7 protein-coding genes are annotated in these 13,600 nt (G+C 63.4%); 6 read left to right on the top strand and 1 reads right to left on the bottom strand.

Features of this window, described 5'->3' with window-relative positions:
• Positions 1-734 precede the first annotated feature (734 nt).
• Genes OG589_RS32945 through OG589_RS32935 form a run of 3 tightly spaced genes read left to right on the top strand, consistent with a single transcriptional unit; the run spans position 735 to position 4,539 of the window.
• Positions 735-1,979 carry a dsDNA nuclease domain-containing protein gene (locus tag OG589_RS32945; RefSeq protein ID WP_405141986.1) on the top strand — a complete coding sequence of 415 codons (1,245 nt, stop codon included), beginning with the start codon at positions 735-737 and terminating at the stop codon, positions 1,977-1,979.
• Positions 1,976-2,584 carry a hypothetical protein gene (locus tag OG589_RS32940; protein WP_405141985.1) on the top strand — a complete coding sequence of 203 codons (609 nt, stop codon included), beginning with the start codon at positions 1,976-1,978 and terminating at the stop codon, positions 2,582-2,584. Before OG589_RS32945 ends, OG589_RS32940 begins: the two co-directional genes overlap by 4 nt.
• Positions 2,581-4,539, top strand: a complete 1,959-nt coding sequence (locus tag OG589_RS32935; protein WP_405141984.1) for a hypothetical protein — start codon at positions 2,581-2,583, stop codon at positions 4,537-4,539. Before OG589_RS32940 ends, OG589_RS32935 begins: the two co-directional genes overlap by 4 nt.
• A gap of 157 nt (positions 4,540-4,696) precedes the next feature.
• Here OG589_RS32935 and OG589_RS32930 read toward each other — a convergent pair whose 3' ends face one another.
• A complete protein-coding gene (locus OG589_RS32930; RefSeq protein ID WP_405141982.1) occupies positions 4,697-5,725 on the bottom strand; it encodes a helix-turn-helix domain-containing protein in 1,029 nt (342 codons plus the stop codon).
• Positions 5,726-5,914: 189 nt separating this feature from the next.
• On the opposite strand from OG589_RS32930, the gene OG589_RS32925 reads away from it, so the two are divergent.
• The 3 genes from OG589_RS32925 (at position 5,915) to OG589_RS32915 (ending at position 13,531) form a co-directional block, all read left to right on the top strand.
• Positions 5,915-6,877: a CBASS cGAMP-activated phospholipase gene (locus OG589_RS32925; RefSeq protein ID WP_405141980.1), complete on the top strand. Its 963-nt coding sequence runs from the start codon at positions 5,915-5,917 to the stop codon at positions 6,875-6,877.
• A 28-nt stretch (positions 6,878-6,905) separates the two neighbouring features.
• Positions 6,906-8,015, top strand: coding sequence for a cyclic GMP-AMP synthase DncV-like nucleotidyltransferase (locus OG589_RS32920; protein ID WP_405141979.1), 1,110 nt, complete (start codon positions 6,906-6,908; stop codon positions 8,013-8,015).
• Positions 8,016-8,665: 650 nt separating this feature from the next.
• Positions 8,666-13,531 carry a hypothetical protein gene (locus OG589_RS32915; protein ID WP_405141977.1) on the top strand — a complete coding sequence of 1,622 codons (4,866 nt, stop codon included), beginning with the start codon at positions 8,666-8,668 and terminating at the stop codon, positions 13,529-13,531.
• The last annotated feature ends 69 nt before the right edge of the window (positions 13,532-13,600 follow it).

Here is a 13,600-nt window from a genome sequence, read left to right as displayed (position 1 = left end):
TCGGAGAACCCCTTGAACGGGGCTGCTGGTCAGTGGGCACGAACGCGGCGAAGACGACCATGACGAATATCACGCGCAGGATGATTGAGCGAGGGCTTCCCGGCACCGCTCTTCGCTGGCGCGCTGGCTACGCGTCTACTGGCTGTGCATCTTGGGAAAGGGGCGCGCGGCGCCCTTTGGTTCGTCCCCAACAGGCCACGGAGCCAAGAGCCAGCGATGGTGCGCATTTGTAGCGTGGGTGAGCTCGTCGACCAGATTGTGCCTCAACCTGGCGGCGCGTTGTGATCGTTCTGCTTCAGGCGGGCGAGCTCGTTGAGAGCATCGTGGGGTTGTGCTCTTTCGGCTCTTCGTGACGATCCAGCGCGAGGACCATGGTGCCCTGCGTAACCGTTGGCTTGCCTCAGCTGCCGGTCCGGGGGCGGCCAGCTTGTCCTTCGTGGCTTTCAGTCGAACCGGACCAAGCTGGGTCTCGGCCAGCAGCACCTTGCATGACGTGGGATCTCGGGTCATCCGATCGGCAGGCCTTGTCTGTGCGCTTCAAAGCAGCCGGGTAGTTTTTCATGCGAATTATGTCTTTTTAGTGGCTTGTGTCCAAATATGGCTTGATGTGAAGGGTCGCCCGCGATGGTCAATATCGATAGCATCGAGCGAACTGATTGTTGGCCAGCCATTTACGGTCCACTGCCACCGCTTGTCCATTGAATGATCAAGTGGTGATCTTATTTGGAGGTCGGGTGGGGGGTACGGACCGGCAGGTGGCGAGCGGGCAACTCGACTTGCTCACGGTGCTGGCTCAGGTTGACACTGATTCAACCGGTGTTGACACCTTTGAGCGTTACGTTTGGCAGGCTAAGCAAGCTGTTCGGCAGTGGCTGACCTGTCTGTCCAAAAACGACGGACCACAATTCCTGGTATGCGAGCGGGTTGAGGACCTTGTGCTCGTCTATGCCGACTACATCCGGTTCCTGCAGCTCAAGACACGCGATCGAGGTTCATGGAGCGCCTCGGGGATGTGCGACCGAGGGATTGACTCCCTGGTGCGTTCGTATACCGCTGCCCGTGCCGAAGGCCTTCACGAATCGGCCACGTTCGAATTGTGGCTGGAGGGACCGATCTCCGACGTTGCCGAGACGGTCGCCTTCGTTAAAGCGCCAGCCGGTGCGGCCAGAACGGTACGAAACAAGATCGTCGAACACGGGTTGGATCGGTCCTGGGTCGATGACTTCCTGCAACGCTTGGTCATTCGCCCAGACCAGCCCGGCAGAGCACACATCGACGCGAAGGCGTTGTGGGAACTTGGCGCGCTGTGGCCGGCATTGTCTCGACCGGAGCTCAGCCTCGTCTACGAACGACTACTGCTCGCCGCGACGGCCGCCCAGGCGGACTCTCCCACCCCGTTCACCGTTCAGGCTCACCTGGCAGCAGCACGTCCCCACATCGGCCATCGCCTCCCTGAATCCCATGAACCCGGTGGCGCGGCCGTTGATGCGATCCGCAACCAAGTGTTGAGCCATGGCGTCTTGGTCGGTCTCACCCCGCCGATCCCCGGAGCCTCTGTCGAACAACTACTGGCACGGGTGGCTGCCGGTTCTGACGCCTCGTTGCTTGAGCTGAAGATGATGGCAGCGGGTGCCGGAGCACAGACCATCCAGCAGGCGAAGGAACTGCGGGCCGACATGGAGGTCGAACGACAACTCCTCTTGGCCAGTCGTGAAACCGCCGAGATGGATCTCCAGCAGCTCGCCACCCGGGTATTGAGGGTAGCCGAGGCGACGGCCAAGAAGATCGCATTGTCATCGGCGAGTAATCCCGCCGCGGCCGCCCGCCCGGCAGAGGCGATCGCGGCCGATCTACTGAGTCGGCCTGCCGACCTGGGCCAGTGTGATCGTGCATCGCTCTTCGATCGCGACGGACAACTGATCTACGGCTTCCTTGGCCACCTGTCTGACATTTGCCACTTCGGCTGGCACGTGGCATGAGCGTCGCCGCAAGTAATGATGACTCCGGCCCCGACGCGGCTGCTGGTTCACCACCCGATTCTTCTCTCTCCTCGCAGCGTCTGCGGTTTCGCCCTTCGCGGGAAGCAGAAGCCCGGCTGCTGCTCCTCATCGACGCGTTCAGCCACAAGCAGCGAGGCGCGATCCGACACCTGGAAGGTCGCGTCAAACTCGCCAAGCTGGACTTCCTGCTGCGCTACCCCCGCCATCTGCGTCGGGTGTTGCTCGCACACGGCGCCTCCGGCGAGGAGGTGGCCAGCATCGATCCCAACGAGGCGCCGCTCGACACCCGCATGGTGCGCTACCGCTATGGTCCCTGGGATCCCTCGTACTACGCGGTGCTGGGTTCCCTCATCGGCCGCGGTCTGATCGACGTAACGCCACTCGCCAGGGGATTCGGTTATCGCACTTCGGCTACCGGTGCCGAACTCGCGGCCTCTTTGCGTTCCGATGAGAGCTTCGCCCATCTCGCCGATCGCCTCATCCTGTTGCGTCGCTATCTCGACAAGTCCGGTGCCACCTTGAAGAAATACCTCTACGAACTCCCCGATATCGCTGACGCCGCTTGGCATGAGGACCTCACGTGAACTCGTCTTCTTCACCCGTTGAACCGCAACAGTCAGGTGATGTCGAGGCCAGTGCGCATCGACTCGAACTCATCGAAGTCGAACTCGTCGGAGGCGATCGCACCGTCCCGTTCCATCCTGGCTTCAACATTATTTTGGGTGACATCACCACTGGGAAAACCACCCTCGTCCGGCTCATCCGGGCAATGCTCGGCACCATGCCCCGCGGCCTGGCGCCAGAAGTCGACCACCTCAAGGCCATCCGAGGACGTGTCGCGCTCGGCAACCGGACGTGGCAGATCTACCGGCCGAGAACCTCCGTGCGTGAGGCACTTGTTGAAGTCAGCGAAGAACATCCAGACCCCAACTGCGAACCCATCGCCCTCCGTCTTCCAGTAGCCGGCTCCAACCGCTCCTACAGCCTGTTTCTGCTCGACCGGCTCACGATTCCGGCCGTTAGCGTTCCTCAGGCACGCAACCAGCCCACCGGAACACTGACGCCGGTGACGATGACGGACTGGCTCGGCTACTGCATCATCACCGGTGACGAACTCGACACCGAGGTCTTTGGACATCGTCGCGAGTGGCGCAACATCAAACGCCGGTGGGTTTTTGAGCTGGCATACGGCTACTACGACCCCGACCTCGCGCAGCTGAACGCCGAACTACGTCACGTCGAACTTCAGCTCGCCTCCCTGGAGCAGGACGCCGCGATCAGAGAGAAGTTCCTGGCCGACACCCCGTTTGCCGACATGGCGATCCTTGAGCAGCAGCTCCTTGTGCGCCAGGGCGAACTCGAGCGCGTCGTCATCCAGAGGCGTGACCTCAGCACCGAGGTCAACGACATACCCGGCGTTCAGGAACTCCGCCAGACTCTCCTGGCGGCCCGCGCCCGACGAGCCGAGATCACCGACCGTCTGAATCGCCTGAACGCGCAGCTCACTGACCTCACCGACCTGCACCGTCAGCTGTCGAGCCAGTCTGCTCGGCTAACGCGCGCGATCGTGGCCGATGAGTGGCTCGTCGACTTTGACTTCGTTGTCTGCCCGCGCTGCGGCAACGACATCGACGCTGGCCGCACTGATCCTCATCTGTGCTACCTCTGCCTGCAAGAGCCGACGCCGGCACCGTCACGCGAACACATGCTCTCCGAGCAAAACCGCGTCGCCAGCCAGATCACCGAGACCGCTGATGTCATCACTTCTCGACGCACCGCTCACGAACGCCTGCGCGATGAGGCGGCCCGGCTTGACGAGCTCATCTCCGACTTCGCCACTGAACTCGACCAGCGTACGGACGCGTTCGTCTCCGACCGCGCCACCCAGCTCGAACACCACGCATCCGAACAAGCGCGAATCGAAGGAGAAATCAAACGGCTGCGCGAGTACTTCGCACTGCTGGAGCGCCACCACCAGCAACTTCAGGGCCGCGAAGAACTAGAAAACCGCCGCGAGGAATTAACCGCTGAAATCAACGCCCGGGAGCTCGGCCAGATCGATGCCGAAGGCAACGTGCGCGCACTGGAAGAACGAATGCTCGAATACCTTCAAGAGCTGCACATCCCCCACCTCGGCCAGGAGCTATCTGTCACGATTAATCGCACCACGTATATGCCGGAAGTATCAGGGCGTACCTTCGATGAGCTGTCCAGTCAAGGACTCAAAACACTGGTGAACATTGCTCACGCTCTCGCTCACCACACTGTGGCGATCGACCGCAACCTCCCCCTGCCGGGCCTGCTCATACTCGACGGCCTGTCAGCAAACGCTGGCCATGAGGGTTTCGACCAAGAACGCATTCGCGATGTATACCGGCTACTGCACACAGTCGCGCAGCGGTACCAGGGGGCACTACAAGTAATCGCGGTCGATAATGAGCTATCTAGAAACATTATTCTTGATTTCGTTAGCTACGTCGTCCTTACGCTCAAACAGGCCAACCGCCTTATTCGTATCCCAGCGACGCCTCCTGGCTAAACTAGTTAGAAACTTTATTTGGAACTATAAATAATGACTCGGGTGGCCTTGGTGAAACGGACCAGTGCGGCGATGCGGTCGGGCGACTAGCCCGCGTTCTGTAACAGGCGTGGCATCCTCCGCGTGACCGTTGCCTCAGGCGAGAACTCGCTTCTGGCTAGGCTGTCGCCGAAGCCGTCTCGATGCTCTTCACAACTCGTGACGGCAGGAGATCGCGGGCGGGACCGCTCTCTGGTGAAGCCAGGTAGTCCAGTAGTTTCGTCGGCTCTTCCGGCTGGCCGAGAGGGACCGGTTCGACGCGGCGCCAGCCCCTGGCGGACGCCGTCTTGATGGCCGTCAGATAGGTGCTGTCGCTCATGCGGCCCAGGGTGCGGGCGCGCATGAGGAGGGCCGCGAGGGACACTTGCCAGTGCCGCTTGAGTCCAAAGAGGGTCGGCCAGTCGACTGTGGTCGGCAACTGGTCGTGGATTTCGTCGGCGGGCATGAGGAAGGCTGCCGCGAACTGGTGGGCCTGGGTCTCGACCTCTTTGACACCCCAGATCTGCTCGCCGTGTAGGACGAGGTGGGCGAGTTCGTGCGCGCTGTCGAACCGTGATCGGGCGCGGTCGTTCTTGTCCGTGCCGAGGACGACGACCGGGTGGTCGGGGAAGGGCAAGGAGAAGGCGTCGACGCCTGCGCTGTCCAGCGGGAGACGGATCACGGCGATCCCGTGCGCTTCGAGGAGCCCGACGACGTTCGAGACCGGGCCGGAGGGGATGTCCCAGAGCGACCGGACTTGAGCTGCGGTCCGCTCGATTTCGGCCGCTCCGGCGTCAAGACCGCTCGCGGGAATCATCGGCACGTCGCTTGAGTGAAACTTATCTGTGGACGCGGCATGGACAGCGAGGTCGTGGGCTACGTGGGCGATCGCCCGGGCGCGGCGGCGATCGATCACAGACGTGCGACGCAAAGACCGGAAGAAGCCCTCGTGGGTCTCGATCATCGTCTGGTGGAGGAAATCGGTGGGTACCGCGAGGACCTCGCCCAGGGTGCTCACTGTGTCAGGGCTCGGGCGCGCGGCGCCGCTCTCGAACTGACTGATCGCGGCAGGCGTGAGCCCGGCCTCGCGCGCCAACTGCGCCTGGCTGAGTCCGGCCAGCTCGCGAGCGGTTCGAAGGCGCGTTCGCTCGAACGCCTGCGTGCTCATTTCTCTCCTTGTCTGATCTTGGTTCCCACATCTTGGCGGGTCGAGGAGGCCATCTACGCTCCGCCATGGTGGCACGGCGAAAGCGTTGCGATCTCAGTGTAGAAGGCCGCGCGGAAAACAATGCTGTGATATTAAGTACTCTCGATAGTGAAGATCGGCTCGACGAGCCGATCTTCAAGGACTTCCCGTGTGGAGGCGGTAGAGCTGACGAAGCGATTCCAGATCCTGGCTCTGGACGGTGGTGGCTTCCGCGGGATGTTCTCCGCGGCGGTCTTGGCCCGTCTCGAAGAGGATCTCAACGTCCGGATCACAGACCACTTTGACCTAATCGCGGGCACCTCTACCGGTGGAATCATCGCGCTGGGCCTCGGCCTCGGGCTGTCACCCCGGGAGATCCTTACGTTCTACACTGACCACGGCCCGCGGATCTTCCGTGACCGCAGCCGTATGCGCGGCGTCCGGCATCTCTTCCGCGCGAAGTACGGCTCCGGTCCACTGCGGGCCGCACTCACCGAGGTCTTCGGCGACCGTACCTTCGGGGAGAGCACCAAACGACTGGTGATCACTTCCTATAACGTCGCCGCCGATGACGTGTACCTCTTCCGGACCCCGCATCTGCCCACTCTGAAGCGGGACTGGCGCGAGAGCGCTGTCAACATCGCGCTGGCCACCTCCGCGGCACCCACTTATCTACCTGGAATGCGTCTGGACGGTGCGCGTCTCGTCGACGGCGGGGTCTGGGCGAACAACCCGGCCATGGTCGCGTTGACCGAGACAGTGGGACCGCTCGGCATTCCTCTCGACGCGATCCGCGTGTTCAGTCTCGGCACCACGATCGACGTCCGTCACCGCCACCGCCGCCTTGATCGCGGCGGCCTGCTGCCCTGGGCTGGTGACGCGGTGGAGGTGCTCATGCGAGCGCAGAGCGAGAGCGCGGCCAAGCAGGTGCGCCACTTCGTCGGGAAGACCAATGTTCTCCGTCTCAACCCAACGGTGCCCACCGGCGCCGTCGCGCTCGACAAGGTGAACATCGAAACTCTCTACGGGCTGGCCGGCCACGTGAGCAGGGACGCCTCTCCAAGCTTCGACCGCACCTTCGGCGATCACGTCGCTCATCCGTATGTTCCCTGCTATCCAGCACGTGAGGCATAACGTGGACTCACTTGATCAGATGTTATCGATGCTGCTCGACGGCGCCGTCGAGACGCTCGACATCACTCCACACCTCCATCGTCTCGCTGTCGAGCGCTACGAGGAGGTTGGTACCTGGCTTGCCGAACACGGCAGCTCAGGATGGCGGATCTATCCGCAGGGCTCTTTCCTCCTGGGCACCGTGGTCCGCCCCAACACCAAGACCGGCGAATATGACATCGACCTGGTCTGCAGGCTGCCGCTGTCCAGGGAGAGCGTCACTCAAGAATGGCTCAAGCAGCGGGTCGGCGATCAGCTGACTGCCTATCTGATCTGGAAAAAGGAGCAGAGGCAGACCGACGGTCCTAAGGACCTTGAGCCTCGCCGTCGCTGCTGGACCCTGGGTTACCCAGGGTTCCACCTCGATGTCCTACCGACCATTCCGGACACAGATCACCCGCCCACTGGCATCCTCCTGACGGACAAGAACCTGTGGAAGTGGCAGCACAGCAACCCCATCGGCTACGCGGCCTGGTTCCAGGGACAGTCCGACCTGTCCCGCCGGATCGAGGAGAAGCGGCATGCCAACGTCGCGCACGTCCCCGTGTGGAGGGCCCGCAGCACGCTGCAGCGCGTCGTCCAGATCCTCAAATGGCACTCCATGCTCGTATTCGCGAAGGACATCGACAACCGGCCGCCGTCCATCCTCATCACGACGCTCGCCGGCCGCGCCTACTCGGGTGAGAGCGACCTGTTCACCGCCGTGCGCAACGTGCTGGCGGGCATGACGGACTTCATCGAGAAGCGGAACGACAAGTGGTGGGTGCCCAACCCGGCCCATAAGGAGGAGAACTTCACCGACAAGTGGAACGAATACCCCGAACGGCGCGAAGCCTTCTTGGGATGGTACGACCAGATCGCTACGACGATCGGCGACCTCGCTCGCATGGAGAGCAAGGGTTTAGACGTCGTCGCCACCCGCCTGTCGGAAGCCTTCGACCGCGACCCCGTACTCCACTCGTACGAGCGATACGCAGCGCGTATGAGTATGGCCACGAACCTCCGGATGGGCACGACGGGAGCGCTCTCCCCGATCGTGACCGGCCCTCGTAAACGGGAGCACGTCTTTCATGGCCAGCATTCCGTCGCGCGCCCTTAACCTTGGCTTGCAGATGGCCGCGATCAAAGCGGTACTTCCCCAGGCTCAGGGAGCCGTGCGCGGCGGTGAGCTGGTCTGCAAAGTCGCTCTGCAACCTACTCCCGCCAGCAGGGTCTATACGGTGCGGATCGCCTACCGGCACAGGCGAAGGCCGAAAGTGACGGTTCCCGATCCGCTGCTAGCTCTCCGCCCGCACGCCACGGCATTACCGCACGTCTACCCCGGCAACGAACTGTGCCTGTAAGTGCCGGGGCAGTGGAAGGAGAGCATGCTCTTGGCCGACACGATCCTGCCGTGGACCTCAGAATGGCTCCTGCACTACGAACTGTGGCTGGTCATGGGACGCTGGGCTGGCAGTGGTCATGACCACGCCATGCCAGGAGCCGTTGAGGCCTCTGAAAGCTTCGTCGGGCGGAGATCTGTCGGTCTTAGTGTCCCCACGCTGTTGGAGTTAGAAGGTACGGCACGTGAGTGAACCCAAAGCCGCCGCTCCGGCTTGCGGCGCGCCCGAGGTAAGGAAACAAGCGAGTAGCCCCTATGCCGCCGGCGGTGGGGGAAGTACTTTCGGGCATCGTGTTGCAGCCATATATCTAGCACACGGGCTGCTCAATGAGGGGCGAGCCGAAACTGACGATCTACCGATCACGCAGGTGGAGTTCCAGACGAACCCCGAACATGACGTCGACGACCTGCTGGTCATCGCGGGTACCGGTGGCGATGAGGTTCGGCTCAGCGTCGCTGCCCGGAGGGCACCGAAATTTGTAGTCAGTCATGTGAAGACTCGTGAGCTGGTCGCGTCGCTGATGCTGGAAGTCGAGGCGGCCGGTGACGACGAGCGTGCGCGCGTCGTCGTGGCGGTGGCGGATTGGAAGGCCGAGTACGGACAGGTTCAGCAGTTGGCGGAGCTGGCACGGGGTAACGCCGACGAAGGCGTTTTCTACACCCAGCTTCACACGGAACGCCGCTGGGATGGTAAGGCCCGAGATCGTTACGGCTACCTTAAGAGCCTCGTCAGCGACGGCCGATTGTCAACGTCGACCGAGGATAAGGCGCGCCTGTTGACCTGGCGGCTGCTGAGGCGTCTGTGGGTCGTCCAGTTTCGGGTCGAAGCGGCGGATGAGTCGGACTGGTCGCAGATCGCGAACTCGTTGAACCGGCTGGTGCGGGAGGGGCGCACCGGCGCCGGGCTGCGCGACCGGCTCGCGGTCTGCTGCACTCAGTTCGACTCGCTCGGCACTGCAGTCGATATGAGAGTGGTTCGCCGAGAGGTGCACACGTTACTCAAAGCGACCGCTATCCGCCGCGACCCAGGATGGGCTGTCCTCGACAGTATGAAGCATCATGCGTACGAGGCGGTGCGGTATACGCTCGGGCCCGACTCTGACGGCGGCGCATCGGTCACCATCAACCGGGCCATACTGCACGGTCAGCTAGCTGACGCGCTGCTGGGCAACGGCGCGAAGGGCCAGGCGGTCGTCGTCAGCGGCGACTCCGGTACCGGGAAGAGCAGCCTGGTCCTCTCAGTGGTCAAGTCGTTGGAGGCCGAAAAGGCGGAGTCGTTCGAGGCCCTCGTCGTGAATCTTCGGCGACTTCCCGGCAGCGTCCCCGAGCTGACGAGTGTGCTTGGGCGCGGTCTCCGGGAGTTTCTGGAGGACCTGACAGCTCCATCTCGTGTCCTTGTGGTCGACGGCGCCGACAGTGCACTCGAGGGGCGAGGTCCACTGTTGGCTGAGATCGCCTCCGAGGCCCGCCAGGCCAACGTCGGCTTGGTCGTAGTCACCGCCGATACTGCGGCCGAGTTCGTCACCGACCAGGTCAAGCGAAGCTACAACGATCCTGGCCTGTTCACGGTCCCGGTGCTAGACGATGCCGAGATCGCCACGATCGCCGCTGGTATCCCGCAGATGGTTGGGCTGCTGCGCGATCTGCCGGAGCATTCGCTGCTGAGACGTTTGGTTGTGCTCGACCTGCTCTCCCGCACGGGTCTCACGCTCGGCAGCTCGATGACCGACTGGGCTTGCCTTGAGGTTGTCTGGAAAGGCCTCGTGCGGCGGAACGAGAGTGCCGAGTTCGGTTCGCCGGAGGCCCGCGAACGTGCGCTCCTGGCGCTCGCCGAGGACGAACTCAGGCTACCTAGTGTCGCCCGCCGGCATCCCTTGCCGGACCCCGCCGCGGTGGACGCGTTGCGGCGGGACCATCTTCTCGTACCGCCAAGTGTCTACGACTCGCGCCCGCAGTTCGCTCACGACGAGGTGCGACGGTACGCGACCGCGCTGACTCTGTTCCGGTCCAGGGACATCACCGGTGTGCTTGAGAACGCGGGCGTACCACGTTGGGCGATGTCCGCCGCCCAGCTGGCATGCCATGGCCAGTTCGTTCGAGGGAACGCGGACCCGAGTACGGCTTTCACCCAGGCTGCAGCCGCGTTCATGACCGTTGGGATCGAACATGGTGCCAGGTGGGCAGATGCGCCGATCGAGGCCGCGCTGGAGTTGCCGCAGGCGTTCGAATACCTGAGGTCGGTGCAGCCCGGCGCTGCCTCGGCGTCCGCGCCAGGACTAGAAGCCGTAATGCGGGTGGTCGAGCAGCGCCACACCGTCGACGGCCTGCCGGAAGTGCAGTGTGGTGAGGCAGTCGTTCGCGTCCTGCTTGAACAGGACGACACGCCTTGGCTGCTGTCCAAGCGCGCCTTCGAGACCATCGCCGGATGGCTCCAATCGATGGTCGTGGCGAATGCACCTACCGGGACCATCACCCGCGAGGTTCTGCGAGGCAAGCTGCTCGCCTACTGGACAGCGCACCAAACACCGCCATCTCCCACGCGCGGAGGGCTGGACGTTCCGAACACAGTCGACAACGGCGCCATGTCCCGCAATCTCGATCGACGTAGGCGCCGCCAGCGGAACCTCGACTACAGGCTTAGGCAAGAGGAGTTCGTTGAACTGCTCGCGCTTCTGGGCGCAGACATCGACGACGACATCGAACGCTGTCTTGCCGAGATTGCCGACGATGCGCCGGAGTATCTCGCGCCCGCCGTCGATTCGCCGCTGAGCGCTCGAGGCATTGCCCAGCACAGCGTCGACCTGCTGGTGAAACTCGTCGAGGCGTACTACATCGACAACCACCCGGGCAGGTGGGGCTTCCGGGACTGGGGCATCCGCAGACATCAGGGACGGTGGCATCAATTTTCGCCGCCGTTCGCGGCGTTCCACTTCGGTGCCTTCTGGCCCCTGTTCAACTACGCCGGTCCGGCGCAGTCAGCAGCGGTTCTCAACAAGATGTTGAACCACGCTGCTCGGTATCGGGTCGAGGACCTATCCGGGCGCCGTGGATACGATCCGGCGCCTGACGGTGAGAACGTCGACAACTACACGGTTTCGCTGCAGATCTCCGGAGAGGCGCGCAGCTACATCGATGACGCTCACATGTGGGCATGGTACCGGGGAGCACCTGGCGGTCCGTATCCGTGCATGAGTGCGCTTCAGGCGATGGAACGCATCATCGACGGCTGGCTCGAGCGTGGCGCTTCGATGTCCAGGGTCGTCGAAGTGCTCCTTGACGGCTGCGAGAACCTCGCGGTGCCTGCGCTGCTCGTAGGCATCATGGTCCGCCACCTGGACAAGGCCAATGGCGTCATCGATTCCTTCCTCCGCGAGCCGCTCGTCTGGCATCTGGAATTCGGGCGGACGGTTCAAGAGCAGGTGGGGCTTCGAAGTGCACTGTCGGACGGGCTGGCGAACGCGGAGCGTCGCACCTGGACCTTTCGCGAGGTCTGCATGGCGATGGTCTTAGGTGGGGACGAGAGCCGGCGCGAGGAGCTTCGCCGCCTCGGAACGGAGCTCGTGGCTACCGGTCAGGAAGCGGGAATGGCCGACGAAGTCGCGAACTGGGCCATCTGCTTGGACGCCTCCCGTTTTCAAGTTCGCTCGGAAAACGAGCAGCTGGTGGTCGAGGTCAGCCCGTCGAAGGAACTGGCTAAGTCCCAGGCGGAGTGGGCACGCGAGCAGGAACGGAACAGCAACGTGCTACGCATCCAGAACCGTTACTGGGCTGCGCCCCGACACGTCGGCGCCGGGTACGTGCCGCCGACGAGCGAGGAGATCGCAGTTGACCTCTCCCAGGCGAGGGACCTACTTGAGTCGCCACCCACCTTCACCGCGTCTGATCCGATGCGCGGGGCGGCGCACGTGGCTTCCACGGCGATACGGCACGCAGCTGACGGTGAGCCCACCGCGTTCGGCGACAACGCCGCCTTCGCGGTGGTACTTATCATGACGATCGCGTCCAGCTTCGAGGACTGCGAAGACACGACCGACGAAGACCAGGGTTTCGACCTCGGCGCTGATCGTGCGGCTGCCACCGCCGTCCCGTGTCTTCTGCTCCCGGCCCTCGAGACCACCCTCACCGACGCCGGTTTCACGCGGATCCAGGTCAACACCGCCGCCCTAGCAGTGGCCAGTAAGAGCTCGCTGGAGACGCGGCTGCATCTGGCTCGCGGATGCGATCGCGTTTGGCGGGCGTCGTGTACCGGCGAACCGTGTATCCACACCATCGCATTCGAGTGGGTCACAGAGGCGGCACGCGGTGTCGAGATCGGCCCGTGGGACGCCGAAGGCCAAACCCACCTTCGTGTGTGGATCGACGGCGACCTCGCGGAACGGCTCGCAGATTTGGACGGCGACTCCATCGATACGCGTGTCCTCGACGCAGCCATCCGCGGCTACGGGGCTGCCGCCGCAGAGGGGTGTTGCGTCTCCGAGCGGGCCGCCGAGCAACTCACTATCCTCATCCAGGCTCAACGCGAAGGGATGCTGATCCAAGACGAAAAGGGATGGTCGGTGGACGACCATGAGGCTCAGTCACTCGTCACCGCCCGCGCGCTCCTGCAGACCAGCTCTGGCGGCGCCGACGGCGATGCCCTGGTTGACCATCTGACAGCACTCAGCGGCAACGCTCTCCTACTCAGCAACTTCCTGCACGAGCTCGGCGCCGCAGGCGCGGAAACCGCGAAGCTCGCTGAGAGCGCCCGCGGGGTCTGGCCCACCGTGATGAAGCACGTCATGACGTTCGCCGACGCCGAACCCAGCCCGTTCACCGAGCGCTCGTGGGGTGAGTGGGCGCTTGCGGCGCTTATCCCACAGCCGCTGGTGTGGACAGACGGCCTGTTTAACGAGACCGACGCAAACCCGATCGACTGGGTCGTCCCTGAGGAACTGCTTGAGGCAATCCCGGAGTGGGTGCGGCTCGCCCATGGCAGCCGGAGGTGCCTCGACGACCTCATCAGCTTGATTCGAAGGCTGAGCATTCGGGAGCAAGTTGAGCTCGGCCTCCGGTGGGTCGCGGACATCTGTGTCCGGGAACGCAACATTGGCGTCTACCGGGCACGGTTGCTCGACGAGTGGCTCGTCGAACTCCATCCGCACACCGAAGCGTTCGGCCACTCGCGTGAATGGCAGCGACTGGTTGACCACCTCGTCGTGGCGGGCAACCAGCGGCTGGCGCGCTACTCGGTGTGAGCGTCGTGCGTCGCGGTTGGTGAGTGACCGAGCGGAGTCAGCGAAAAGTCAGTGAACCCGCTGACATGG

This window comes from Sphaerisporangium sp. NBC_01403 (genome assembly GCF_045040145.1).
GTDB lineage: Bacteria > Actinomycetota > Actinomycetes > Streptosporangiales > Streptosporangiaceae > Sphaerisporangium > Sphaerisporangium viridialbum.
The sequence above is the reverse complement of the archived record's forward strand: the minus strand, read 5'-3'. Positions and strand labels throughout refer to the sequence as shown.